The sequence below is a fragment of the Nocardiopsis nanhaiensis genome, from assembly GCF_054778635.1.
This window is the reverse complement of the sequence record NZ_BAAGZJ010000039.1, coordinates 1-24,495: the sequence shown is the minus strand read 5'-3', so window position 1 is coordinate 24,495 and position 24,495 is coordinate 1. Positions and strand designations below refer to the sequence as shown.

At 70.1% G+C, this 24,495-nt stretch carries 19 protein-coding genes and 1 riboswitch; of the genes, 6 read left to right on the top strand and 13 right to left on the bottom strand.

The genetic code is table 11. From position 1 onward, the window contains the following. From ACYVD1_RS19130 to ACYVD1_RS19100, 7 genes are all read right to left on the bottom strand, one after another. Positions 1-666 carry a hypothetical protein gene (locus ACYVD1_RS19130; protein ID WP_460774508.1) on the bottom strand — a complete coding sequence of 222 codons (666 nt, stop codon included), beginning with the start codon at positions 664-666 and terminating at the stop codon, positions 1-3. A 138-nt stretch (positions 667-804) separates the two neighbouring features. Further along, a complete protein-coding gene (locus tag ACYVD1_RS19125; RefSeq protein ID WP_460748019.1) occupies positions 805-1,029 on the bottom strand; it encodes a hypothetical protein in 225 nt (74 codons plus the stop codon). A gap of 120 nt (positions 1,030-1,149) precedes the next feature. Continuing rightward, positions 1,150-2,181 carry a LacI family DNA-binding transcriptional regulator gene (locus ACYVD1_RS19120; RefSeq protein ID WP_460774504.1) on the bottom strand — a complete coding sequence of 344 codons (1,032 nt, stop codon included), beginning with the start codon at positions 2,179-2,181 and terminating at the stop codon, positions 1,150-1,152. A gap of 133 nt (positions 2,182-2,314) precedes the next feature. Continuing rightward, on the bottom strand, positions 2,315-3,712 hold the full coding sequence (locus ACYVD1_RS19115; RefSeq protein ID WP_460774501.1) for a GH1 family beta-glucosidase: 1,398 nt from the start codon (positions 3,710-3,712) through the stop codon (positions 2,315-2,317). Positions 3,713-3,874: 162 nt separating this feature from the next. After that, positions 3,875-4,732, bottom strand: a complete 858-nt coding sequence (locus ACYVD1_RS19110; RefSeq protein WP_460774498.1) for a MetQ/NlpA family ABC transporter substrate-binding protein — start codon at positions 4,730-4,732, stop codon at positions 3,875-3,877. A gap of 91 nt (positions 4,733-4,823) precedes the next feature. Next, entirely contained in the window at positions 4,824-5,552 is a 729-nt protein-coding gene (locus tag ACYVD1_RS19105; RefSeq protein ID WP_460774496.1) for a methionine ABC transporter permease, read from the bottom strand. Then, positions 5,549-6,505 (bottom strand): methionine ABC transporter ATP-binding protein, encoded by a 957-nt coding sequence (locus tag ACYVD1_RS19100; RefSeq protein WP_460774493.1) that lies wholly within the window; start codon positions 6,503-6,505, stop codon positions 5,549-5,551. The genes ACYVD1_RS19105 and ACYVD1_RS19100 overlap by 4 nt, the downstream gene beginning before the upstream one ends. 663 nt (positions 6,506-7,168) lie before the next feature. On the opposite strand from ACYVD1_RS19100, the gene ACYVD1_RS19095 reads away from it, so the two are divergent. Both ACYVD1_RS19095 and ACYVD1_RS19090 read left to right on the top strand, forming a co-directional pair. Beyond that, positions 7,169-8,227 (top strand): coiled-coil domain-containing protein, encoded by a 1,059-nt coding sequence (locus ACYVD1_RS19095; protein ID WP_460774491.1) that lies wholly within the window; start codon positions 7,169-7,171, stop codon positions 8,225-8,227. A gap of 580 nt (positions 8,228-8,807) precedes the next feature. Then, a complete protein-coding gene (locus tag ACYVD1_RS19090; RefSeq protein WP_460774488.1) occupies positions 8,808-9,863 on the top strand; it encodes a DUF3558 domain-containing protein in 1,056 nt (351 codons plus the stop codon). A gap of 164 nt (positions 9,864-10,027) precedes the next feature. On the opposite strand, the gene metE is transcribed toward ACYVD1_RS19090, so the two are convergent. Beyond that, positions 10,028-12,304 carry a 5-methyltetrahydropteroyltriglutamate--homocysteine S-methyltransferase gene (gene metE / locus ACYVD1_RS19085; protein WP_460774486.1) on the bottom strand — a complete coding sequence of 759 codons (2,277 nt, stop codon included), beginning with the start codon at positions 12,302-12,304 and terminating at the stop codon, positions 10,028-10,030. A gap of 156 nt (positions 12,305-12,460) precedes the next feature. Continuing rightward, positions 12,461-12,645, bottom strand: a riboswitch (cobalamin riboswitch). A gap of 268 nt (positions 12,646-12,913) precedes the next feature. On the opposite strand from metE, the gene ACYVD1_RS19080 reads away from it, so the two are divergent. After that, positions 12,914-14,479, top strand: coding sequence for a polysaccharide deacetylase family protein (locus ACYVD1_RS19080; RefSeq protein WP_460774591.1), 1,566 nt, complete (start codon positions 12,914-12,916; stop codon positions 14,477-14,479). 129 nt (positions 14,480-14,608) lie between these two features. Beyond that, on the top strand, positions 14,609-16,168 hold the full coding sequence (locus ACYVD1_RS19075; protein WP_460774484.1) for a polysaccharide deacetylase family protein: 1,560 nt from the start codon (positions 14,609-14,611) through the stop codon (positions 16,166-16,168). 152 nt (positions 16,169-16,320) lie between these two features. Here ACYVD1_RS19075 and ACYVD1_RS19070 read toward each other — a convergent pair whose 3' ends face one another. The 3 genes from ACYVD1_RS19070 to ACYVD1_RS19060 all read right to left on the bottom strand — a co-directional run bounded on the left by ACYVD1_RS19070 (position 16,321) and on the right by ACYVD1_RS19060 (position 19,568). Continuing rightward, entirely contained in the window at positions 16,321-17,460 is a 1,140-nt protein-coding gene (locus ACYVD1_RS19070) for a quinone-dependent dihydroorotate dehydrogenase (RefSeq protein ID WP_460774588.1), read from the bottom strand. Further along, positions 17,457-18,380, bottom strand: a complete 924-nt coding sequence (locus tag ACYVD1_RS19065; protein ID WP_460774482.1) for a proteasome assembly chaperone family protein — start codon at positions 18,378-18,380, stop codon at positions 17,457-17,459. Before ACYVD1_RS19065 ends, ACYVD1_RS19070 begins: the two co-directional genes overlap by 4 nt. Positions 18,381-18,557: 177 nt before the next feature. Continuing rightward, entirely contained in the window at positions 18,558-19,568 is a 1,011-nt protein-coding gene (locus ACYVD1_RS19060) for a GlxA family transcriptional regulator (protein ID WP_460774479.1), read from the bottom strand. Between the two features lie 264 nt (positions 19,569-19,832). Between ACYVD1_RS19060 and ACYVD1_RS19055 the strand changes: the two genes are divergently transcribed. Then, positions 19,833-20,369 (top strand): hypothetical protein, encoded by a 537-nt coding sequence (locus ACYVD1_RS19055; protein WP_460774476.1) that lies wholly within the window; start codon positions 19,833-19,835, stop codon positions 20,367-20,369. Positions 20,370-20,385: 16 nt separating this feature from the next. On the opposite strand, the gene ACYVD1_RS19050 is transcribed toward ACYVD1_RS19055, so the two are convergent. Next, positions 20,386-22,146, bottom strand: coding sequence for an ABC-ATPase domain-containing protein (locus tag ACYVD1_RS19050; protein WP_460774474.1), 1,761 nt, complete (start codon positions 22,144-22,146; stop codon positions 20,386-20,388). A gap of 223 nt (positions 22,147-22,369) precedes the next feature. Between ACYVD1_RS19050 and ACYVD1_RS19045 the strand changes: the two genes are divergently transcribed. Beyond that, the gene (locus ACYVD1_RS19045; protein ID WP_460774471.1) at positions 22,370-23,623 is read left to right on the top strand and encodes a glycosyltransferase; all 1,254 of its coding nucleotides are present in this window, start codon (positions 22,370-22,372) and stop codon (positions 23,621-23,623) included. Here the strand turns inward: ACYVD1_RS19045 and ACYVD1_RS19040 are convergent. Then, positions 23,604-24,191, bottom strand: coding sequence for a Rossmann-fold NAD(P)-binding domain-containing protein (locus ACYVD1_RS19040; RefSeq protein WP_460774468.1), 588 nt, complete (start codon positions 24,189-24,191; stop codon positions 23,604-23,606). The genes ACYVD1_RS19045 and ACYVD1_RS19040 overlap by 20 nt on opposite strands. Positions 24,192-24,495 lie beyond the last annotated feature (304 nt).

The following is a 24,495-nucleotide window of genomic DNA, read 5'->3' as shown; positions in this document are numbered from 1 at the left end:
TCAGACCTGGGAACCGACCCTGACCTCGAAGGTGCCCAAGTCCCCTGCGTCCACGAAGAGCTCGTCGTTGGCCTCCAGTGCCGGGGTGGTCACCGGCAGCAGGGCCCGGACCCGCCCGGGCCCGGAGAGCAGCCACGTGTGGGCGGGATCGACCAGGCCCCGCCCGTTCTCCAGCTCGTCGACCGAGGTACTCAGCTCCAACACCTGCCCAGCCACCTCGTCGGCGGTGGTCACGACGGGCCCCAGGCTCAGCTGCACGGCCTCGCCCAGGGCGTCCAGCCACAGGCAGGCGGGCGTGTAGGCGCTCGCAGCTCCCGTACCCCCGGCCAGGGCCGCGACGCCCACACAGGCAGTACGGGCTTCGGGAAGAACCGCGTCGTCGACCCCGCGGACCATCTCGGGGTGGATCTCGAACTCCCGGTCACCCGCCAGCACCGGGACCAGGGCCGTGGGCTGGATCGGCGCGCACATGCGGGCCTCGGGTTCGACGATGATCTCGATCGCCGCCTCCACGGCCCGCTCGAAGGCCGCGGCCAGCTCGTCGTGTCCGCCACCGAGCAGTTCGTCGAGGCTCCCAGTCTCGGGGCTGCCCATCACGTCACCGTCGTCCAAGGCGCCGACGCGCGCGCCGCCACCACTCGGTGATAGATAAGTTACCCAGCGCAATGCATTCTCCTCATCAGCGAGAGGGACTCCAACAGGCTTCTTGGGCCGGGCTTCCCGGTCCGGCCGACCCCGCCCGACGACGTCAGAGTAGCCAGCGTGGCCGGCTCGGCCGCCTGTGCCTGCGGGACCCCGGGCCCCTCAGGGGACGACGACCGGGCTGTGCTCCTTACCGGTTCCGGCACAGCCGCGGCAGGGTTCGTCGATCCGGATCCAGACGATCACTCCGCTGCCGTCCCGGTGCGGCCGTTCCGGCCGCCACCATCCCGTCCCGGAGCAGAAACGGCACTCGACGCCGTCACGGTCGCACCATCCGCAGGCGGAGATCGCGCACCTGGCGTGTGTCGGCACTCGCGTCGGGTCCATGCACTCCCACCGTTTCCCGCAGAATCGTGACCAGCCTTGCACAGTGGGTACACGCGAGTCCAGAGGGGAGGGTCGGACGAACGTCCGGGTCAGCGACGGTGGGCGGGACCCGGCACCGGTTCAGCCCGATTCCCGCACGACCAGGTGGGTGTCGAGCAGGATCGTCTCGGCCTCGGCCGTCCGAGGGATCGCCACGTCCACCAGCAGCCGGGCGATTTCCCGACCCATCTGAACCGTGGGCTGGTGGACGGTGGTCAGCGGCGGATCGCTGTGCTGGGACATGAGCGTGTCGTCGAACCCGACCAGGGCGATGTCACCCGGAACGGACAGGCCGCGTTCGCGCAGGACGCGGATGGCGCCGATGGCCATCATGTCGGAGCCAACGAAGACCGCGTCCGGGTCGCCTCCCTGGTCCAGCAGCCGGGTCATGGCCTCGGCCCCTCCGTCGACGCTGAAGTCACCCTGGACCACGAGGTGGTCGTCGATCTCGTGCCCGCTGGCGGCCATGCTCTCGCGGTATCCACGGAAGCGCTGCACACCGGCGTTCATGTCCTGAGGGCCGGTGATGTGGGCGACCCGGCGGCGCCCGCTGTCCAGCAGGTGCTGGGTGGCCACCCGGCCGCCGTCGACGTTGTCGATGTCCACCAGGAAAGGCGCGGGTTGGGCCTCCGAGTAGGGGCGGCCGCCGTGTACCACCGGCACACCGGCGTCGGCCAGGCGCGTGGTCAGGGGATCGTCCCGGTGCAGGGAGACCAGGAGGGCGCCGTCGACGTGTGAACCGCTGAGGTACTCGCCGACGCGCTTGTGCTCGGCCTCCCCGCGGGCGGTGGTGAGCATGAGCTGCAGGTCGCGCTCGTGCAGCACCGAGCTCACTCCGCGGATCATGTCCGCGAAGAAGGGGTCCGCGAACAGGCGGTCCCTCGCCTCGGAGACGACCAGCGCGACCGTGTCGGTCCGCCGGGTGACCAGGGTGCGCGCCGCGTGGTTGGGGCTGTAGCCCAGTTCCGCGACCGCGTTGTGCACGGCCTCACGGGTCCGTTGACTGACCTGGGACGATCCGTTGATCACGCGGGAGACCGTGCCGCGGCCGACCCCGGCCCGCTCCGCCACCATCTCCAGGGTCGGTCGTTGCCGACCGCCGCTCTTGGCCACTTCTAGGCTCCTTGGACGTTGTGTCGCCACCAGGACCGGCGGCGCATGCGTTGTGCACTCCCTCGCGGCGGGAGGGGCCCGCCACGAACGCGTGTGGGGCGCCCCGGTGGGGCGCCCCACGAACACTCGTGGTTTACCGCTCAGGGAAGCGGCTGGTTCTGGCCAGTTCCGCGTACCAGTGTCCAGTGTCCTTCACGACGCGCTCCTGCGTGTCGTAGTCGACGTGGACGATGCCGAACCTGCGGGAGTATCCCCACGCCCACTCGAAATTATCCAGAAGTGACCAGGCGAAGTAGCCGCGCAGTGGCACACCGGCGTGGATGGCCTCCTTGGCGGCCCTGAGATGGCCCTCGTAGTAGGCGGTGCGGTCGGGGTCGTGAACCGCGCCGTCCTCGCTGACGGTGTCCTCGAAAGCACATCCGTTCTCTGTCACGTACAGGTCGATCCCGCCGCTCTCCCCCGCCAGGCGTTGGAGGACGTCGAACAGGCCGGTGGGATCGATCTCCCAGCCCATGTGGGTGACGGGCAGCCCCTGAGAAACGTGCACCTCGTCGGGGTCGGCGCCGAGCCAGGCTTCGCCCTCGCCGCTGACCAAGGCGGGGTCGAGCCCCTTGGCCGAACCCGCGACGAACTCGGGTGAGTAGTAGTTGACGCCCAGGAAGTCCAACGGCGTGGAGATCGTCTCCAGGTCGCCGTCGAGCACGAAGGAGAAGTCGCTGATCTCGGAGAGGTCCTGGAGGACGTCGGCGGGGTAGGCGCCCTTGAGCAGGGGGTCGGTGAAGATGCGGTTGCGGACGCCGTCCGCCCGGCGGGCCGCCCGGGCGTCGGCGGCGTTGGCTCCGTGTGGCCGGATGACCGCCTGGTTGTGGGCCAGGCCGACCTTGGCGGACTGCCCGGTGGAGCGGATCGCCTCGGCGGCGAGGCCGTGCCCGAGCAGGAGGTGGTGGGTGGCGGCCAAGGCAGCGGGTGCGTCCCGGTGGCCGGGGGCGTGGTGGCCGTTCTCGTAGCCGAGGAAGGCCGCGCACCAGGGTTCGTTGACGGTCATCCAGTGGCTGACCCGGTCACCGAGGGCTTCGGCGACGATCCTGGAGTACTCGGCGAAGTGGCGGGCGGTGTCGCGGGCGGGCCAGCCGCCGGCGTCCTCCAAGGGCTGGGGCAGGTCCCAGTGGTAGAGGGTCGCCCAGGGCTGGATGCCCGCTTCCAGGAGGCTGTCGACCAGTCGGTCGTAGAAGTCCAGTCCCGCTTGGTTCACGGCACCCGACCCCTCGGGGACGATCCGGGGCCAGGCGATGGAGAAGCGGTAGGCGTCGAGGTTGAGCCGCTTCATGAGCGCGACGTCCTCGGCGTAGCGGTAGTAGTGGTCGTCGGCGGGGTCACCCGTGTCCCCGTTCAGGACCTTGCCGGGGGTCTCGGCGAAAGTGTCCCAGATACTGCGGCCTCGCCCGTCGGCGGTGGTGGCGCCCTCGATCTGGAAAGAGGCGGTCGCCGCCCCCCAGAGGAAGCCCTCGGGGAAATCGTTCGGATTACTCACTGCTTCGGTACGCACCTTCCATACTTTGGGAGCGCTCCCATTCACCGAATCAGACGCATCCTTCGAAGTCAACGGAGCACAGCACCCCCGAGACCCAAACGTTACCCGGGCCGCTCGGCCGCGCCCGCGGCCCCGGTGGGATCTCCCACCGGGGCCGGTTCGTCACTCTTCTCCGCCGACCGGGAGCACGATGCCCTGCCAGCGCTCCTCCATGAATTCGCGCACCTCAGGAGTGTGCAGCAGCTCGTTGAGCCGGACCAGGTCCTCGGCCTCGGCATCCTCCGAACGCACCACCAGACCGTTGGCGTACGGGTTGTCCTCGGTCTCCTCCCAGGCCAACACGTTGGCGGACTCGGTGAGGTCGGCCTCCAGCGCGTAATTGCCGTTGACCACCGCCGCGTCCACGTCCTCCAGGGAACGCGGCAGCTGCGCGGCCTCCACCGGGGTGATCGCGATGTCGTACGGGTTCTCCTCGACATCCTCCTCCGAGGCCTGTCCCTCCGTACCGTCGGCCAGACCGATCACGTCCTCTTGGTCCAGGAGCTGGAGCGCCCGGTCCATGTTCGAGGCGTCGTTGGGAACACCGATCTCGGCGCCCTCGGACAGGTCGCCCAGGTCCTCGAACTCCTCCGAGTACAGGCCGAACGCCTCCAGGTGCACGTCCGCCACATAGGTCAGGTCCGTGTCCGGGTTGCCCTCGAGGTACTCCTCCAGGAACGGGACGGTCTGGTAGTAGTTCCCGTCCAGCTCGCCCTCGGCCAGCGCCGCGTTCGGCTGGTTGTAGTCGGTGTACTCGACCACCTCGATGGCCAACCCCGCCTCGGCCGCCAGCTCGTCGTCGACGAACTCCAGGATCTCCGCGTGCGGCAGCGGGGTGGCTCCGATCCGCAAGGTCACCACGTCGTCGTCACCGCCGCCGTTGTCGGCGGCCCGCTCGCTGGGGCTGCCGCAGCCGGCGAGCAGGACCGCCGTGGCGCCGACCACCGCGACCCCCCTCAACGCGTTCGCACTCCCTGTCATCGCTCTCTCCTTGCCGTTCGATCCGTACCGCTTCGGAAGGGGGATGCGGGGGGTCGGGAACCGGGGTTCGGGGGGTCGGTTGCCTTCGGCGTCAGCGCCGGGAGAGCCTGCGCACCACCAGGTCGCCCAGGCTCTGCACGACCTGCACGATGACGACCAGCAGGATCACGGTGGCCCACAGGTAGTGGTCGTTGAAGCGCTGGTAGCCCTCGCGGATGGCGAGGTCGCCCAGGCCGCCGCCTCCGATGGCCCCGGCCATGGCCGAGTACGAGATGAGCGTGACCACGGTCATGACCAGGCCGGCGATCAGGCCGGACATAGCCTCGGGGAGCATCACCTTGCCCACGATCGTGAACTTGCGGGTGCCCATGGCGTGCGCGGCCTCGACCACCCCGCGGTCGACCTCGCGCAGGGAGGTCTCCACCAGGCGCGCGAAGAACGGGATGGCGCCGATACTCAACGGCACGATTGCGGCCGTTGGGCCCAAGGTGGTGCCGACCAGGAACCTGGTCAAGGCCAGCACCGCGACCATGAGGACGATGAAGGGCAGGGAACGGCCGATGTTGACCAGCGCGCTGAGCACGGCCCGCACGGCCGGGGCCGGGATCAGGCCGCCCTTGTCGGTGGCGACCAGCAGCACACCCAGCGGGAGGCCGAAGAGGACGCTGAAGACGGTCGCCCACCACACCATGTAGATGGTGTCCTGGGTGTTCAGCCAGAGGCTCGGCCACATGTTGGGCCAGTCCAGGAAGAAGTTGGTGATTGCGGAAGCGGCACCCCCGTCGGCGAGGACGAGGGCATCTGCGGGGTTGATGGTCACTTTCCGGCCTCCTCGACCAGCAGGCCGTGCTCGGACAGGTAGGTGAGCGCGTCGCGTCGGCGCTCTCCACGCATGTCGACGCTGAGCCGACCCACGGACTGCCCTGCGACCTGCTCCACGCCGCCACCGAGGATGTTCACGTCCACGTCGAAACGGCGGGTGAGTTCGGACATGAACGGCTCGTCGAAGGAGCGCGGGTAGGTGATGACCACCGTCTCCGGGCCGCCGTTGTCAGGAAGGGGGAAGAGCGAGCGCGCCAGCAACGAGCCCGGCGTTCCGATGAGGTCCAGCACCCGGCCGGACTCCCGGAACTCACCGTCCTCCATGATCGCCGCGGAATCGCAGATCCGCTTGATCACGTCCATCTCGTGGGTGATCAGCAGGATGGTCAGCCCCAGCTCGTCGCGCAGGCGGCGGAGAAGGGACAGGATCGAGTCGGTGGTGGCCGGGTCCAACGCCGAGGTGGCCTCGTCGCTCAGCAGCACCTTGGGGTCCGAAGCGAGCGCACGGGCGATACCGACACGCTGCTTCTGACCGCCGGAGAGTTGGGCGGGGTAGGCGCGTGCCTTGTCTCCCAGCCCTACCAGTTCGAGGAGTTCCCCCACGCGGGCGGCCCGCTGCGCGCGGGACACCCCGGAGACCTCGAGGGGGAACCCCACGTTGCCCGCGACCGTGCGGGAGGAAAGCAGGGCGAAGTGCTGGTGCACCATGCCGATACTCCGCCGCGCCGTACGCAGGCGGGAACCGCGCAGAGAGGTGAGCTCCTCCTCCCCCACGCGCACGGTGCCGCTGTCCGGGCGTTCGAGGAGGTTGACCGAGCGCAGGAGAGTACTCTTCCCCGCACCGCTCTGGCCCACGACCCCGAAGATCTCGCCGGACTCGACATGCAGGTCCACGCCGTTCAGGGCGTGCACCTGGCGGTTCTTCAACCTGTAGGTCTTGTGTAGACCCACTGCGTCAATCACGGATTTCCCATCGACGTCTGGCGGTGGTGTCCAGCGGCTGCCCTTGGGCAGGGGAGGGCTCTGGACTCAGCGTGGATGTGACGCCCACTCACGAGCGTACGAAGCGCTCGGCCGGCGGACGTCGGCGACGCGCCGGTGCTTCCGGCGGTCAGGGCTCGGAACGGGCGGCCCGTGGGCGGGCCCGGAACCGGCTCCGGCGTGTGGTGTCCGGTACGGCGCGTGTCAGAACTGGCGCGGCACTGGACAGCGACGGGGCAGCCGACAACGGCCACCGGGCAGCGGAACACACCGCCGGGTGGTGTCCGCCCTGCTGGCGGGGGTCGCTATACCGTACTCAGGAGCCTTCACGCCACCCACTCAACCATGGCGAGAGCGGTCGATTCGGCCAAATGCCGCGCCTGAATGTGGTTAGTTACACCACATCGCGGCCTCTATTGGGAGATGGAATCAGCCTGTCCCTCCCGAAGGGCCGCGCGAGTGCCTACACTCTTGAGCATCCCGTGACTCTCCCCGCCGCAGCGCGTCGTGAGTGCCGAGGGCCAGGCAGCTCCGAAGGCGGCCGCGCGCCCCGCCCGGGTAAGACGAGAAGACGCGCCCACAGCGCCCCCGTGCCCGCAGGGGACGTGTGTGAGCCCAAGGAGCGACCACACCGTGCAGCCCGAAGATCCGAGCCGAGTGGACGACTACGCCGATTTCTGGGCCCCCGATCCCTCCGAGTACACGTGGCGGGAAGCCCTCGCCGACGGCATCGAGCTCCTGCCCGCCGTTCTGCGCCCGGCACGGACCCGGGCCGCCGTGCTCGCCGCCTCCTTCGTCGCCGTCGCGATCACCGTGCCTGTCTCCGCCGCGGCCGCCCTGGCTCCCCAGTTCGCGCCCCAGGAACCGGAGAGCATGAGTGACCTCCAGTCCCGTGCCGACGAGCTGACCGACGAGTACCAGGGCGAGCTGCGCGACATGGAGGCCGTTCTGGAGGAGGCCGAACGGGCAGAGGACCGCGCCGAATCCACGCGCGAGGACGCGGAGGAGGCCCGTGACCAGGTGCGCTCCCTGGCCGTGGCCACCTACACCAGCAGCGGCATCGACCCCTCCATGTCACTGTTCGTCGAGGCCGAGCCCGACGAGGTCATCGACCGTGCCATGGTCATCGACTACCTGTCCACCACCAACCAGGAGAAGATCGACCAGCTCGACCAAGCGCTGTCCCGTGAAGAGGTGGCCCAAGCCAACGCGGAAGAGCGGTTGGCCGAGGTCGAGGAGGACATGGACGCGCTCGAGGAGCGGCGGATGGACGTGCGGCGCCTGATCGCCGACCACCCTGACCAGCCCATGCAGTCGCACAACAACATCACCCCGCGCACGGAGCAGATGCGCGACACGATCATCGAGGAGTTCGGCCGCGGAGACGACGTGGGCGGCGTGGGCTGCTACCGGGAGGAGGGCGGCTTCGTCGTCGGCGAGCACCCCCTGGGCCGGGCCTGCGACTTCATGCTGCACGCGAGCGGCGGGATGCCCACTGAGGAGGAGGTCCAGCGCGGCTGGGACATCTCCGAGTACGCCATGGACAACGCCGAGGACCTCGGGGTCATGTACATCATCTACCGGCAGCAGATCTGGGATGTGCGCCGCGGCGACACCGATTGGCGCGACATGTCCGACCGCGGCAACCTCACCGAGAACCACTTCGACCACGTGCACATCTCGATGTTCTGATCAGTCCCCCGTGGCCACAACCGGTCACAGGTTTCACCCCTTGCCCAGTGGCCACTACCCCTCGCAGTAAGGCACATCACCCGGAAAGGTTTTCGCCCGCGCCCCGGGACCAAAGGCCTTATTTTCGCCCGAAGTCTATTACCCGGCCTCAATGCGCGATGTCCACGAAACGAAGTCACAATTGTGCAACGTCAATGGTGAGTCTCCTCGCGAGAAGCACAAAACGGTGACGATCTTCCCTCCTACCCCAGGTCCGCCCTGCCACGGGCCCGGCCCACCCAGTTAGGATGCAACACGTCCCGACCCCTGGCCTGCGGGTAACCGACCCGTCGGCTCCAATCGCGGCGGTCGGCACCCCGTATCACCGGGGACCTCCTCACGACACGGGGAACTCCCGCCCACGTCACCCCGCACTCGCCCGCGGGCCCGGCGCGGAAGCGGGTCCGCCTCCCCCACGGTTCCCCGTGCTGTCATCCGCCCGGCGATCCGCCGACGGTCACCACGGGAACTCGTGAGAACCCACCGGCGCGCACACGCGTCCCAGAGAAAACGGTTAGCACATCACCGGGCGAGGGGAGCCATGAGCGAAAACGGACCTTACAACCAGCCACCGCAGAATCCTTACGGTGGTGGGGACGGCACCGGCGGCCAGCCGCCTTTCGGCCAGCCGCAGGGAGGCCCCTACGGCGACCCCGGTCAGCCCGGCCAGCCCGGATTCGGCCAGCCCGGAGGCCCGTACCCGGGCCCGGGCGGCCCCGGGCAGGACCAGGGCATGTACTCCGGCGGCCAGCCGCCCTACGGTCCTCCTGGCGGCCCCGGCGGTTTCCCGCCCCCCGGACAGCCTCCCCAGGGCGGTGGCGGTAGCAAAGCCGGCCTGTGGGTGGTCATCGGCGGCGGCGCGATCATCATCGTCTTGGTGATCGCCGTGGTCGTCATGCTGGTCACCAACGGCAACGAAGGTGATGAGGTCGCTGCCGACCCCGACGAGACGTCGCAGACCACCGACGACGAAGTAGAGGACGAGCCGGACGGATCGGACGACGACGAGACCACGACCGAGCCCGACGGCGACGCCGGTCCCGCCGGTGAGCCGCCCTTCGAGGTGCCGACCGAGCCCTGCGACGCGGTGACCGACGAGATCTCGGCCAACTTCCTGATCGCCGATGGCGGCGACAAGTCGGTTTCCGACAACAGCGCCCGCTGCACCGGCCGCGGTGACGCCCCCGAGGGCAACTCCGATGACGCGGCGGGCAGCCTCCGGATCGTCTACGAGGTCCCCTACACCGCGAGCGACTCCACCGAGCGCGCCGGGGAGGACTTCCAGCGGTCGGTCGACAACTACACCGGTGAGGGCAGCTACTCCACGCACGAGGCCGAGCACGTCGAGGAGAGCAACGAGATCGACGGGCTGGGCGACGAGGCCCACTACGTGTACACCAGGAACGACATCCTCGGGGACGCGCTCCCCTTCGCCGCCGTGATGGTGCGCACGGAGAACCTCAACATCCGGATCGAGTACGAGCTGAACGACGTCCTGGGCGACGACGAAGCCAAGGCGGCTCTCGAAATGCCGAGCGACCTCGAGGACATCATGGTCGACGCGGCGGCTGACGCGCTGAACGTCGTCGGTACCTGATCCCGCTCCTCTCGCTGGAGAGGAACACCCGAAAACTGCGTAGAAAGGGGGCCGCGGCACGTGCCGCGGCCCCCTTTGGGGTATTCGTCGAGTCTCGCGTTGTCGCCTTACCGGCCGCGCCCGGCCCCGAGGGTGACCGGGCGCGGTTGAGCACCTAAGGCGCCCTAGAGGTCAGCTCGCACGCGGCGGACCGCCTCGACCATGTTGCGCAGGGCCTGCTCGGTCTCGGCGTAACCGCGCGTCTTCAGACCGCAGTCCGGGTTGGCCCACAGGTTCCCGGCATCGACGTGCGCCGCCGCCAGGCGCAGTGAACCCTCGATCTCGTCCACCGAGGGCACCCGAGGCGAGTGGATGTCGTAGACGCCCGGGCCGATTCCGCGCTTGTAGCCGCGCCGCCCCAGCTCCTCGACCAGCTCCATCCGTGAACGGGCCGCTTCGACGCTGGTGACGTCGGCGTCGAGCGCCTCGATACCGCCGACGATCTGGTTGAACTCCGAGTAGCACATGTGCGTGTGGATGGTTGTGCTTCCCGCGACCCCCGAAGTGGCCAGTCGGAAGGAGTTGACCGCCCAGTCGAGGTACGCCTGCCGCTGCTCGTCGCGCAGCGGCAGGAGCTCGCGCAGGGCGGCCTCATCCACCTGGATGTGGCGGATACCCGCGCGCTCCAGGTCGGCGACCTCGTCACGCAGGGCCAGACCGACCTGGCGGGCGGTCTCCCCGAGCGGCTGGTCGGTGCGGACGAACGACCAGGCGAGCATGGTGACCGGACCGGTCAGCATGCCCTTGACCGGTTTGTCGGTGCGCGACTGGGCGTAGGTGATCCACTCGACCGTCATCGGCTCAGGGCGCGAGACGTCACCGAACAGGATCGGCGGACGCACGCAGCGCGAACCGTAGGACTGCACCCAGCCGTTCAGCGTGGTGGCGTAGCCCTCCAGCTGCTCCGCGAAGTACTGGACCATGTCGTTGCGCTCGGGCTCACCGTGGACGAGGACGTCCAGGCCGATGTCCTCCTGGAGCGCGATGACGCGGTCGATCTCCGAACGGAGGACCTGGTGGTACTCCTCCGTGGCCAGCTCGCCGCGGCGGTGCGCGGCACGGGCCCGGCGCAACTCCGGGACCTGTGGGAAGGAACCGATGGTGGTCGTGGTGAGCGTGACCTCGCTGGGCGCCCCGCGGTTCTCGGGACGCTCGTAGGCGTCCTTGCCCAGGGCGTCCAGACGGGCGCGCACCCGGGCGTCGGTGAAGGCCGGGGTCCGGGGCTCGGACGCCCCGAGTTCGGCGTCGCCGCCCTCGGAGAGCACGCGGCCCAGGAGGGCCACCTCCTTGGCCTTCTGCTTGGCGAAGGCCAGGGCCTCGCGCAGCTCGGGCGCGAGTTCGGTCTCGGCGTCCAGGTCGATGGGGACATGGAGCAGAGAGCAGGAGGTGCTCACCGTGAGCTCGTCGCTGAAGCCCAGCAGGGTGCCGAGTTCGGCGGCGGTGGCGGGCAGGTCGGCGCGCCAGACGTTGCGGCCGTCCACGACACCCGCGACCAGGCGGGTGGCCCCCAGACCGGAGACCGCGGTGAGGTCCGCGACTCCTTCGCCGTCGGTGACCAGGTCCAGGCCGACCGCATCCACCGGCGACTCCTTGAGCACGCGCAGGGCGGCGGAGCCGATGGAGCCGAAGTAGGCGGAGACCAGCAGCGAGGGGCGCTCGGTGAGGGCACCCAGGCGCTGGTAGACGCGCTCCAGGTGGCCGACGGCGGCACGGCCCTCGTCGGTGGCCAGGATCGGCTCGTCGAGCTGGACCTCGGTGGCGCCCGCCGCCTTCAGGTCGCCCAGGAGCTTGGTGTAGGCGTCCAGGAGCTGGTCGAGCAGCTCGATGGGCTCCCAGCCCTCGGGGGCGTCGTCGGCGGCCTTGGACAGCAGCAGGAAGGTCAGCGGACCGACCAGCACGGGGCGGGTCTGGAAGCCGGCCCCGGAGGCTTCGCGGAATTCGGCGACGGGCTTGTCACCGACCAGGCGCGGCCTGGTGCTCGGGGAGAGTTCGGGGACGAGGTAGTGGTAGTTGGTGTCGAACCACTTGGTCATCTCCAGCGGAGGGGCCCCCTGCTCACCACGGGCGAGGGCGAAGTAGCGGCGCAGTTGCTCGTCCCGGTCCTCGGCCTGGGCCGGGGAGGTGAAGCGGGACGGCACGAGGTCGAACAGGACCGCCGTGTCCAGCACGTGGTCGTAGTAGGAGAACGTGTTGGAGGGGATGTCGTCCACGCCCGCCTCGCGCAGCTGGGCGTAGACGCCCTTGCGGAGGCCGGCGGCGACAGCGTCGAGCTCCTGGGCGGTGGTGCCGCCCTTCCAGTAGGACTCGCTGGCGCGCTTGAGTTCGCGGTCGGGACCGATGCGCGGGTAACCGTGCACCGTAGAACGAACGGACGGCTGGGAGGCCGCCGAGTTCTTGTCCATGTAGCTTCTCTCCCTCGTCGAAAGCCAGATCCCGGTCGCGAGGTGAGCGAGGACGCGGACACACCGAAACGCGCGCGTCATGCGCGCACGGTCGTCTCCGTCCTCGGCCCTCCCTCGGGGCACGGGACCACCGGCGGCACGGGTGCGCCGCCGGGTGGAGGCAGGTCTTCGGACTCGTGGGCGTTTCCGGCTGTAGAGCCGGGTTTCCTAGCAGTCACCGCTTCCCGGTTTTCCGACTGTTCCGGTCGGTTCACCAGTGCTTATGGCGACGGTCGTTCCCACTCACCGCTGCGGGGCAGTCCCGGATTCGCACCGGGTTCCCTCTCTCGACACGCACCACCCGCCCCGGAGGGCTCCGGGGCGAAAAGTATGGAGCGTGTACCTTCCACGACTGCAAGTATAGGGAGAGCCCCCTCCGCCCTTGTACCCGGCGTGGCCGCCCCCGGCCATGAGCCGAATCCGGAGCCGCGACGCGAAACCCCCGCCGTGTGCCCGGCATCACACCCGACATCAGCGTTACGTGGGAGAGCGCGCCCCCGCCTCCCCCGCGAACGTTCGTCTGACGATGAACGTGGAGAAACACAGGTGAATCAGCAGGACCGCCCGACCATGGCCCCCGACCGCCCCATTCTGACGGTCGTGGTCGCCATGGTCGTCCTACTGGGGCTGGTGTTGTTGGCGACCCGGTCCTCGGGCCCCCTCGTGGAACCGGGCAGTGCCCAGAACACGGCCAACCCGCCCGAGGCCGAGGAGGAACGCCTCCCGGCCACCGGTGAACCGGACGAACTCACGACCGTGGACGCCGACGCCGTCTCCGGCATCGACGAGACCGAGATCGACTACGAGGGCGACAGCGACGTCAGCGTCGCCTACCCCGTGATCCCGAACGCCACGCCGCTGACCGACTTCCTGGACCGCACCCTGACCGCCCAGGTGCACGCCTTCGACGCCGCCAACCCGGGCGCGAGTTCGTTCATGGGCGAATGGGGCCTGACCGCGGCAGAAGAGGGGATCCTCGGTGTTCGGATCACCACCGAGGAGACCGACTCCGAGGAGACCCGCGAGGGCAACAGCACCTTCTGGTACGAGACCGAGACGGGCATGGTCCACGGTTCCACCCACCTGCTCGCCGGACAGGAGGAACTGGACGAGCTCAACGAACAGGTGCGCGAGGCCCTGGCGGACGGCCCCGCCGAGTCCTCCGCCCTGCACCCGATCAGCGCCCTCTACGACTCGGTGGGCTTCAACCCTGACGGTGACCTGGTGGTGGAGTTCGACGCCGGACAGGTCGCCCCAGCCGACGAGGGCCGGATCCACGCCGTGATCGACCGTGACGAGGCCGACGCCCTCCTGTCCGAACTGGGGCTGCGCGTGCGCGAGGCCGCGACCACGGGTGTGCACGAGTTCTCCGTGGACGAGGCCCCCGACACCGACAGGGACGGTTCCGCGGAGGGTGCGCCCGGGGAGCTGGCCCCGCATGAGGAAGCAGTGGACTGTTCCGACCCCGACACCGACTGCGTGGCCCTGACCTACGACGACGGCCCCGGCGGCAGGACCCCCGAGCTGCTGGACGCCCTGGACGAACACGACGCCCGCGCCACCTTCTTCGTGACCGGCCACCCGGTGATGGAGAACCCGTGGATCCTGCGCCGTACCTACGCGGAGGGCCATGAGCTGGCCAACCACACCCTGAGCCACCCGAACCTGACCGAGACCAGCGCGGGGTCGGCCCACGACAACCTGGAGGCGACCCAGGCCCTGGTGTACCGGGAGACCGGCTACACGATGGACCTGATGCGCCCGCCCTACGGCGCCACCGACGACACCGTCGCCGAGGTCACCGAGGACCTCGGGCTGGCGCAGATCATGTGGAGCGTGGACACCAGCGACTGGAAGGACCGCGATGCCGACCTGGTGGCCGAGCGCGCAGTCGACGGCGCCGAGGACGGCGCGATCATCCTCATGCACGACATCCACGACACCACCATCGATGCCTCCGTCGACATCATTCGTGAACTGGACGAACGCGGGTACACCATGGTCACGGTGACCCAGATGCTGGGCACCACCGAGCCCGGCCAGACCTACGACGACGGCCTCCCCGAACCCCCGGAGACGGACGACGAGGAGAACGAGGACGACGCTGAGGAGGATGCCGCGGGCGACGAGGGGTGACTCCCGGTGCGCGATCCCGGCCGGGGCTGTGTCCACATGTGGTCACAGCCCCGGGGCCAGGGGTGTTGTCGCCTATGTTGCTCCCAGCAGCCGTGTGAGCACCCTGTAATGGGACGAGGGAGTCGGGTTTTGTCGTCGAGGAGAGTTGAACCGGACCGGACTGTTCCCCGGTCCCGGGTGGGCCGCCGCCACCCGCTCTGGCCCGGGGCGATGCTGGTGGCGCTGGCCCTGCCCCTGGCCGCGTGTGAGACCGGGGCGGACGGGGGCGACCCGGACCGGCTGACGGTACTGGTGGACGGGGCGGCGGAGGACACCGACGAGGAGGTCACCGAGTGGCGGGGCGACGCGAAGGACTTTCCCGACCACCCCTATGAGCCCGAGGGGGTGGAGATCAGCGTGGCCTACCCGGAGTTGGCGGGCGCGGAGGCGTTCACCGCAGCCCTCGCCGCCCGGGTGGACGGCGAGGTCCAGGACTTCCGCGCTGGCACCCGCGATCCGGTGAGCCTGGACATCGGTTGGGAGCTGGCCGCAGCCGGGGACGGGGTGCTGGGGGTGCGCCTACTGCGCACCGAGGAGGACATGCACGGGCTCCGCGAGGGCTACTCGACCTACTGGTACGACGCAGCGACGGACACGGCGGCCTACTCCACCGAGCTCCTGGCCGGGCAGGAGGAACTGGACGAGCTGAACAGCATCGCCCGCGAGGAGCTAGCCGAGGACGAGGACGTGGACGTCGAAGGCCTGTGGCCGGTGCTGCGGACCTACGACTCGATCGGCTTCAACGACGACGGCGATCTGGTAGTGGAGTTCGACGACGGACACCTGTCCCCCGTCGTCGAGGAGCACGTGCCCGACGCGGAGCCCGGCCGCAAAACCGTGGTGGTCGAGCACGAAGAAGCCGCGCCGCTGCTGTCGGACCTGGGAGAACGGGCCAGGGAGGCCTCCCTCGTGGACGAGCCCGACCTGGACCTGCCGCAGGCCGACGGCGAGGAGGACGCGGCGGACGCGGAAGAGGCCGACACCGACCCGCCCGGCGTCTTCACCGCCGGTGAAGAGGGCGTGGACTGCTACGACGGCGAGACCAAGTGTGTAGCGCTGACCTTCGACGACGGGCCGGCCGAAGCCACACCGCACCTCCTGGACATTCTGGCCGAGGAGGAGGTGACCGCATCGTTCTACCTCAACGGCGGACCGGTCCTCACCCGTCCGGGGGTACTGCGGCGGACCTACGCCCAGGGGCACGAGATCGCCAACCACGGCGACGAGCACGACCCCCTGAACCGGATCGACGACGCCGAGGAGCTGACCGCCCAGGTGGCAGCGGTGAGCGCGATGATCCGTCGGCAGACCGGGTACACGGTGGACCTGTTCCGACCGCCCTTCGGCGCCACCGACGCGGACGTCAACGCAGAGGTCGAGGAACAGGACATGGCGGAGATCATGTGGACGGTGGACAGCCAGGACTGGGACGGGCTGGACCCCGACGAGATCGTGGAGCACGTGCTCACGGAGGTCGACCACGGCGCGGTGGTCCTGCTGCACGACCCCCAGCCCGCCACCCTGGTGGCCGTTCCGGAGATCATCGAAGAGCTCCGGGCCGACGACTTCGAGTTCGTGACCACCACCCAGGCGCTCGGCGGACCCGAGCCCGGCAGGATGTACCCGGACGGCTGGGACGGCGACTGGTAGGCCGCGCAGCGCTCGGCACTGCGGCCGGCGGGGGGTACACCCCCCACCGGCCGCTTCCGGATGGCTCAGAGCGTTTGAGAGTGCCTCGGGGCTGCCGCGGAGCGTGGATGCCGACGCCCCGAAAGTCTGCGGGCGGCCCGGTTGGCGCCCGGTCAGTTGGCGTGCGGGGTCCCCTGCACCACCTTCAGAACCGGCGCCGGGGCGTCGGAGCCGACCGCCTCCTGCACGGAGCTGTAACCCGAGGCGCGGACCAGCCGCGCCAAGCCGCGGTGGATCCGGCGGGGCCACAGCGGGCCGCCGTAGATCAGCCCGGTGTAACCCTGTACCAGGGTGGCACCCGCCCGGATGCGGGCCCACGCGTCACCGGGGGTCTCGATGCCGCCGACCGCGACCAGGGTCACCCGGTCACCCACCTTGGCGCGCAGGCGGCGCAGGACCTCGAGCGAACGCTCCTTGAGCGGGGCGCCCGACAGGCCGCCTGCACCGGCCGCATCGACCTCGGTGCCGGAGGAGTCCAGCCCGGCGCGGGAGATCGTGGTGTTGGTGGCGATGATCCCGTCGAGCCCTTCGGCCAGCGCCAGGTCGGCGACGGCGTCCACGTCCTCGTCGGCCAGGTCCGGTGCGATCTTCACCAGCAGCGGCAGCTCGGAACGGCCCGCCTCGGTGAGAGCGTCGCGGACCGCGGCGACCAGGGGGCGCAGCTGTTCCACACCCTGGAGGTTGCGCAGACCAGGGGTGTTGGGCGAGCTCACGTTGATGACCATGTAGTCGGCGTAGGGCGCCAGCCGCAGGGCGCTCAGCGCGTAGTCGGCGGGAGCCTCGTCCTCGGGGGTCACCTTGGTCTTGCCGATGTTGACCCCGACCACCGGACCACCGCTCTGGTGGTGCAGGCGCTCGGCGACCAGCGCGGAACCCTCGTTGTTGAAACCCATCCGGTTGACGATGGCGCGGTCGGCGACCAGCCGGAACAGGCGCGGCTTCGGGTTTCCGGGCTGGGGCTGAGCGGTGACGGTGCCCACCTCGACGTAACCGAAGCCGAGGGCGGCCAGCCCGCGAGGGCTCTCCGCGTTCTTGTCGAAACCGGCCGCCATGCCCAGCGGACCGGGGAACTCCCGGCCCAGCGCGTGCACGGTCAGCTCGGGTTCCCTCGGACCCAGGACCTTGCCCATCGCCTCGGCGGCGCCGGGGAGGGCGGTCACGCCGCGCAGCGCGGCGAAGCTCAGCTTGTGGACCTTCTCCGCGTCCATGTGGCGCAGGACCGAGCTGAAGAGGATCTGGTAGAACACGGCTATCCGTTTCCGTCGCCCTCGCGCTCTGCGAGGAAGCGTTCGAGTTCCGCGCCGAGTTCGTCGGCGGTGGGCAGGCCCGCGTCGTCCTCGGTCAGCGGGGTGGGCCCACCGTCCTCGTCCGAACGCGAGGACATGATGTCGTCGTACTGGCGTTCCAGGTTGGCCACCACGCGCTGGATCTCCTCGGAGGCGGCGACCTGCTCCTCGATCTCCACGTCCGTGGCCCCGGCGACCTCCTCAAGGCCGCTCGTGGGCATGGCGAGGCCGGTGGCTCCGGCGACGTACTCGGAGGCGGCGATGGCCGCGCGCGGGTACGTGGACTGCGCCAGGTAGCTGGGCACGTGGATGGCGTAGCCGATGAAGTCGTGGCCGCTCTCCCCCAGGCGGAACTCCAGCAGCGAGGACGCGCTGCCGGGTACCTCGACGCGGCCGATCCACGGGGTGTGCCCCGCGACCAGCTCGGGCCGGGTCGAGTGCGGAGTGACCGTGACCGGCCGAGTGTGCGGCACCGCCATGGGGATGCCGTTGACGCTGATGGACAGCGAGACCGCGAACCGGTCGACCAGGTGCTCTGCGGCCGCGACGAAGGCCTCCCACTCACGGTCCGGCTCCGGCCCGTGCAGGACGAGGAAGGGGTTCCCCTCGTCGTCCTGCATCCGGTACAGGGCGAGCTTGGGCGGGGTGTACTCGGTCCAGGTGTTCTCGACGAAGGTCATCGACGGCCTGCGGGAGCGGTAGTCCACCAGGCGGTCGGTATCGAAGCTCGCGACCTCCTCGGCGGTGAACCGTTCGAACAGAGCCTCCGACATCTGGCGGCCCGCGTTACCGGCGTCAACGAAGCCGTCCAGGCAGACGAGCATCGCCAAGCCGGTGACATCGTCGAAGCCGGGATGGAGTTCGTACAGATCTGCGGGGTCACGCACCGGGTCTCGTCTCCAAAGCTGGTCGGGATCACAGGGCGAGCCGCCCACCCTGGCCTGACGGGGAAGTCCGGTACGGCCCCCTTCGGGTTCGGTGCGCCCTGCTTTTCCACAATACCGACCCGGGGTGGGTGGGACCGGCCCCCTACCCCCCAGACGTGACGACGGCCACACCAAAGGTCATGGCGGTGAGTGGTCGGAAAGGTGGTGACTGGACGTCGGGTCCGAGTGCGGGTGCCGGTAGACGGCGCGGAAGCGGGAGGGCGGGGTCCCGTAGTACCCGGCGAACACCTGGCGGAGGGCCTCGGCCGAACCGAACCCGCAGCGGGCGGCCACCTCGGTGACGGAGAGGGCGGTGGACTCCAGCAGATCGGCGGCGGCCTCGGCGCGGGCCCGGCGTACCAAATGGCTGGGCGGGTGTCCGGTGTGGGCGAGGCAGAGACGGTAGAGGTGGCGTGTGCTCACCCCCGCCGCCCGGGCGAGCCCGGTCGCGGAGAGGTCGCCGTCCAGGTGGGTACGGATATGCGCGAGCACGCCGCGCACCAGCGTGTCCTCCGGGTCGAGGGTGGTGAGCACGCTCATCTGCGCTTGGTTTCCGGGGCGCTGGAAGTAGGTGACGAGGATCCGCGAGACTAGGCGGGCCAGGGACGGCCCGTGGTCTTCGGCCACGAAGTCCAGGGTCAGGTCGAGAGCGCTGGTCACCCCGGCCGAGGTCGACACGGCGTCGTCGCGGATGAAGATCGGGGCCGGGTCGACGTTCACCCCGGGGTGGCGTTCGGCCAGCTCGCGGGCGAAGTGCCAGTGGGTGGTGGCACGGCGGCCCTCCAGCAGCCCGGCCGCGGCCAGCACGCTCGACCCCGTGCACACGGAGGCCACCCGCCTGCTCTCCCGGGCCAGGCGACGCACGTGCGCGACCAGGTGCGTGCTCCGCGCCGCCTGCCGGTGCCCCCAGCCCCCCGATACCACCAGGGTGTCGAGCGGCCCGGTGAGGTCCTCGAGCGCCGCCTGGCTCTGCACGGTGAGGCCGGAGGAACAGCGCACCGGGCCGCCGCCCAAGGTCGCGAGGGCCGTCTCGTAGGGCGTCTCGCCGGACAGGAGGTCGTTGGTGGTGGCCAAGGTCGACGTGACCGAGGAGATCTCCAGCATCTCCGCGTCGGCGTAGGCCACCACGACGACCCTGCGTGCAACCATCTCGCCGCTCCCTCGGACGCGCCTGGGCTACGTCGGCCCGGTCCGTTCGGACGGGTTTCCCAGGATTTCGGACCGACTCCAGGCTACGCCTGGCCCCCGGAACCGCACCGGCGAAGTCTGGTGGGCATGGCGTCCATACCCGGTTCACGGAACTCAGGCACACAGAACACCGGCGCTCCTGGTACGGGGGCACCGTCCCCCGCCCCGTCGGCAAAGACCACGGCACCGGCGCCGAGTGCCCCGGACACGCGGAGCGCCACCACAGTGCTACCGGAGCGGTGGTGGCCGACGCTGATCGCCGCCACGGCCGCCGCCCTCACCGTCTCCGGTGTCGGGGACGGCGGGGGCCTGGTCTTCCTCCTGTTCATCCTGCCGGTCATGTACCTGGCCATCGCGGTCCTGGACCGGCCTTGGACCAGCTGGCCGATGGTGGTCTCGGTGGCCGCCCTCTACTTCCTGCTGGAGGGCGCGGGCGTGACGCCCTGGCCGGTCGTTCTCGGCTTGGGGGCCGTGCTGGTCGTGCTCGGGCTGACGGGCGGAGCACTGCGCCGCCCGGGTGTGTTCGCCCTCCAGACCCCGGCGCTGGTGGTGTTCGGAGGCGCCGGGATCCTCGCCCTGGCCGTATCCGCCCAGGTGGCGGTCGCGGTGGTAGCGATCGGCCTGCTCGCGCACGCCGCGTGGGACGCCGTGCACTGGTGGACCCGGAAGGTGATCTCCAAGTCCCTGGCCGAATGCTGCATGGTCTACGACACCGCGGTCGGAGCCGCCATCCTGGTGATCCTCCTAGTTCCGCCGTTCTGAGCCGGTACGGGTCCGGTCAGTTCTGCCCGGATACGCGCAGTGCGCGCAGCCGGTTGAGGGTGGCGGCCACCTCGTACCGGCGTGGTAGCGCGTAGTCGCCGCCGAAGCTGTCGCCGAGCAGGCTGACCCCCTTCTCGGCCAGGGCGGCTTCCAGAGAGTCCAGGGCCTCGGCCAGGGTGCGGGAGCCGTCGAGGTGTTGTCCGCTGACCAGCGCTCGCAGAGCCAGCCCCGCCCCGGTGATCTGGCCGGGGTCGACGAACTGTTCCACCGAGCGCACGTCGATGTCGCTCTCGCCGAAGACCAGCACGTCCATGTCTCGGCGCTTGAGTTTGCTCCTGCCCTTGGCTGTGCTGTCGCTGACCGACCCCGGGGCGACCACGCGGGCGCGCGGCAGGGCGAACTCGGCGTCCACGCGCTTGTGGGCCAGTTCCTGGGCGCGCTCAGTGACGTCGTGCGGGTGGTAGGCGTCCAACATGATCACCTGGTCGGCGACGTCGAAGTAGTCACCGCTGCCGCCCATGACCAGGATCGTGGAGACCCGGTGCTCACGGTGCAGGGGACGTACCAGGTCGATGAAGGGCACCAGGGGTTCGCGGTCACCGTGCACCAGGGCTTGCATGCGCTCGTCGCGAATCATCAGGTTGGTAGCCGTGGAGTCCTCGTCCACCAGCAGGGTCCGGGAACCCGCCTCGACGGCCTCGCAGATATTGGCCGCCTGCGAGGTGGAACCGGACGCGTTCTCGGTACGGAAGTCGCTCGTGTCGGCCCCTGTGGGCAGGTTGCGCACGAAGGGGCTGACGTCGACCCGCTCCACTCGGCGCCCCTCCTCAGCTCGGATCTTGACCGCGTCGTCCCGGGTCACCACCAGTTCCCGGCCGTCACCGGGCACGTGGTCGTAGACCCCCCGCTCCAAAGCGTGCAGCAGGGTGGACTTGCCGTGGAATCCGCCGCCGACGATCAGGGTGATGCCCTCCGGCACCCCCATCCCGGTCACGGTGCCGCGGTGCGGCAACTCGAAGCTCACCCGCAGGCTCTCGGGCGAGTCGAAGGGCACGGTGCCCTCCCCGACCATCGGTTCGTCGCTCACCCCGCTGCGGCGGGGCAGGATCGCCCCGTCGGCCACGAAGGCGGCCAGGTCCCGCTCGGAGAGCGCCGCCCGCAGGGCGACGGTGTCGGCCACGCTGTCCGCGAAGCCTTGCGCCTCCTTCTGGTCGACCTCGTCCCAGTCGAGGTCGTCGACCAGTTCCGGGACCGTGGCGCACAGCTCCCGCTCGGCGGTCCTGCCGTCGATCCGCCGACCGTGGCCGGGCAGGTCGATCCCGATCCGCAGGTCGAGGGCTCCCTCCTCGGTGACCTGGCAGGAGGAGCGCGCGATGACCTCCTGGCCACCGGTGTCGACCTTCAGCAGCGACCCCTTCAGCAGCCTGCGGGCGCGCCGTCCGAGGTAGTCGGCGGTGGCCCGGCGGCGCACCGGGTCGATGTAGGCGCTGGCCGGGATACCGGCGTCGGGACGCAGGATCCGGATCCGCGAGGGCGGGGCGAAGGGGTCGGCCTGCACGCGCTGCACGGTGAGCGTGAAGTCACCGAAGTCCCAGTCGCCCTTGAGCGACTTGTAGCGCCCGTAGGAGGCGCCTTGCATCTTCAGGAGCTCCGCGGAGAGCCGGGCCTCGTCGCGCTTGCCGCGGATCGGCTCGGGTTCGGGCTTGCCCCCGCCGCCACCTCCGCCGCGGCCACCGTACCGGCGCCCCTGTCCGCCGCTCCCGCGCTGTCCCGCCATCGGTTCCCCCTGTGTTGCTACAACTGCACTTCCCCGCCAGGTTAGGACGTTTGGACGAATCCTGCTCCGGCCCTGTGGACCATCGGGTTCGCCCGCATCACGGGGGTTCCGGAGGGAGTCATGCCACATGCCCGGAAGGTCTGCGCGCCCCGGTGCGTCCGTTGCCCGCCCTGTTCCCGCCAACTAGGTTGCAGGCACGTCCCCCGTGGAAGAGGAGTTCCGTATGAGCACTGTTCTGTTCGCCCCGGAAACCTTCAACCTCGCCGAGACGACGCGGGCCATCGAAGTGGCCCGGCGGTTGCGGGACCGGCACGAATGCGTGTTCGCCGGATACTCGGAGCGGTACGCGGGCCTGATCGAGGAGGCGGGGTTCGGATACCACCCGCTCACCCCCGAGCTCACCGGCGAACAAGCGGACCAAGTCATCCGCTTCGACCAGGGCCGGAGCCTGAGTCACCCGTTCACGGAAGAGATGGTGCGGGCCCGGGTCGAGCGCGAAATGGAGTTGAACACCCTCCTGCGACCGGCCGCGACCGTCATCGGCACGACGCTGAGCCAGCTCGTCTCCGCGCGGGCCAGCGGAATCCCCCTGGTGTACGTGAAACCGTTCGCCTATTCGTGGCCGCACCTGCGCCAGGCCCGTTCCGTCCCGGTCCTGGACGGCGGGGGCCGCGTGGCGGAAGCGGTCAACGCGGGGGCGGCGGCGCTGCTCCGCGAGGCCGCCCGGTACACCTCGTACAAACCCGCGGGCTTCCAGAAGGTCGCCCGGGCGTACGGCGTGAAACTGCCCCGCAGAACCGTCGAGGCACTGGACGGGGACGTCAACCTCGTCGCGTCCATCTCCGGCTACCTGCGCCGCTACCTGCTCCCGCCGAACTACCACTGGGTGGGGCCGGTCTACGCGCGCCTCGACCTCGAGGTCCCGCCAGGAGTCTTCCAGCTGGTCGAAGCGGCCAAACGCGAGCACCGGCCGGTGATCTACTTCGCCATGGGCAGCTCCGCCAACCGGGACCTGGTGCTCCGGGTCCTGGGTGAGCTCTCCCGGCTTCCGGTGACCGTCATCGCGCCGGTCTCCCGATACCTGGACGCGGGAGACCGGGAACTCCTCGGCCCCCACGTGCACGTGTTCGACCTGCTCCCGGCGCACAAGCTGGGTGACCTCATCGACGCCTCGGTCATCCACGGCGGTGAGGGCACCGTGCAGACCGCCGTGGCCTCGGGGAAGCCGTTCGTGGGGATCGGCCTGCAGCTGGAGCAGCGGTGGAACGTCGGCGACTGCGTCCGGTTCGGCAACGCCGTGGGCCTGAGCCCCTTCAAAGCCGGGGGCGAGCGGCTGCGCTGGGCGTTCGAGACCGTCCTGCGCGATCCGTATACGCGCTCCCGAGCTCAGGAACTCCAGCGCCGCCTGGCCGGAGTCGACGGGGCCGCGGCGGCCGCGGACCACATCCACTCCCTGGTCACGGGGGCCAGGGGGTGAGGGTGCCCACCTCGCGGACGCGCGGGAGTGCTCCGGTGAGGGCGGACCGCACGGCGGCGAGGACGCCCTCGGAGATCTCCCCGTCCGTGAGCCAGCGGGTGCCGCCGTTGTGGCGTTGGTAGCCCAGAACCGTCTGGTGGGTGGGCAGGTCCAGCACGGGCGGCGGCAATGTGGTCAGCGGGTTCCGGGAGGCGCTCCCCCACACTTCCACCACCACGGCCCGCTTCGACAGCAGTGGTTCCACCGCGGTCAGGACCCGTTCGCGGTGGGGTGTGTGCACCCATGCCACCAGCAGGTCGAAAGGGGCGGGGTCGTGGGCGTTCCCAGTCGCGGTTCCGGTTGCGCGGACCGACTCAGCGAGCGCACCGGGGTTACCCCACTCCGAGCGGACCCAGCGAACCCCTCTGGGCGGCGCCCGCCACGGGTTGCGGCTGGGTACCACCAGCTCCCAGCCGAGTCCGGCCAGCCCTCGCACCGCACCGGACAGCATCCCCGTGCCGCCGATCACCAGTGCGCGTCCGAGCGGCCCGTCCAAGGCGTCGACGGGGTCAGCGTGAGTGTCGTTCATACCGCCCACGGTGCAACCCCGAGTCCACTTGAGGTCAAGGGGGACGGTGCCTGGGATTTCCACCACGGGGAGAGTCCGAGAGGCGGTTGAAGGTGGCGGCCGATCTGCCCGGCGTTCCACCCCGTGCCTCGGGGGCTGGGGCGGGCCCGCCCCAGCCCCCGAGGTGGCCGACCGGTTGGGAAGGAGGAACCCGTACCGGCCGACCGAGGTGGCCACGACCGCCCGGCAGGCAAGGGGGAACCCCGGGAGGCGTGTCCCGGCACCTCCGGGGAGGGGTCGGAAGTGCCGTAGAACCATTCTTACC

Bases quoted from the DNA above. Each gene is read 5' to 3' on its own strand.
- ACYVD1_RS19040 (WP_460774468.1), bottom strand. From the start codon at position 24,191: ATGAACGACACTCACGCTGACCCCGTCGACGCCTTGGACGGGCCGCTC.
- ACYVD1_RS19110 (WP_460774498.1), bottom strand. From the start codon at position 4,732: ATGACAGGGAGTGCGAACGCGTTGAGGGGGGTCGCGGTGGTCGGCGCC.
- ACYVD1_RS19060 (WP_460774479.1), bottom strand. From the start codon at position 19,568: ATGGTTGCACGCAGGGTCGTCGTGGTGGCCTACGCCGACGCGGAGATG.
- ACYVD1_RS19045 (WP_460774471.1), top strand. From the start codon at position 22,370: ATGAGCACTGTTCTGTTCGCCCCGGAAACCTTCAACCTCGCCGAGACG.
- metE (WP_460774486.1), bottom strand. From the start codon at position 12,304: ATGGACAAGAACTCGGCGGCCTCCCAGCCGTCCGTTCGTTCTACGGTG.
- ACYVD1_RS19050 (WP_460774474.1), bottom strand. From the start codon at position 22,146: ATGGCGGGACAGCGCGGGAGCGGCGGACAGGGGCGCCGGTACGGTGGC.
- ACYVD1_RS19090 (WP_460774488.1), top strand. From the start codon at position 8,808: ATGAGCGAAAACGGACCTTACAACCAGCCACCGCAGAATCCTTACGGT.
- ACYVD1_RS19125 (WP_460748019.1), bottom strand. From the start codon at position 1,029: ATGGACCCGACGCGAGTGCCGACACACGCCAGGTGCGCGATCTCCGCC.
- ACYVD1_RS19080 (WP_460774591.1), top strand. From the start codon at position 12,914: ATGGCCCCCGACCGCCCCATTCTGACGGTCGTGGTCGCCATGGTCGTC.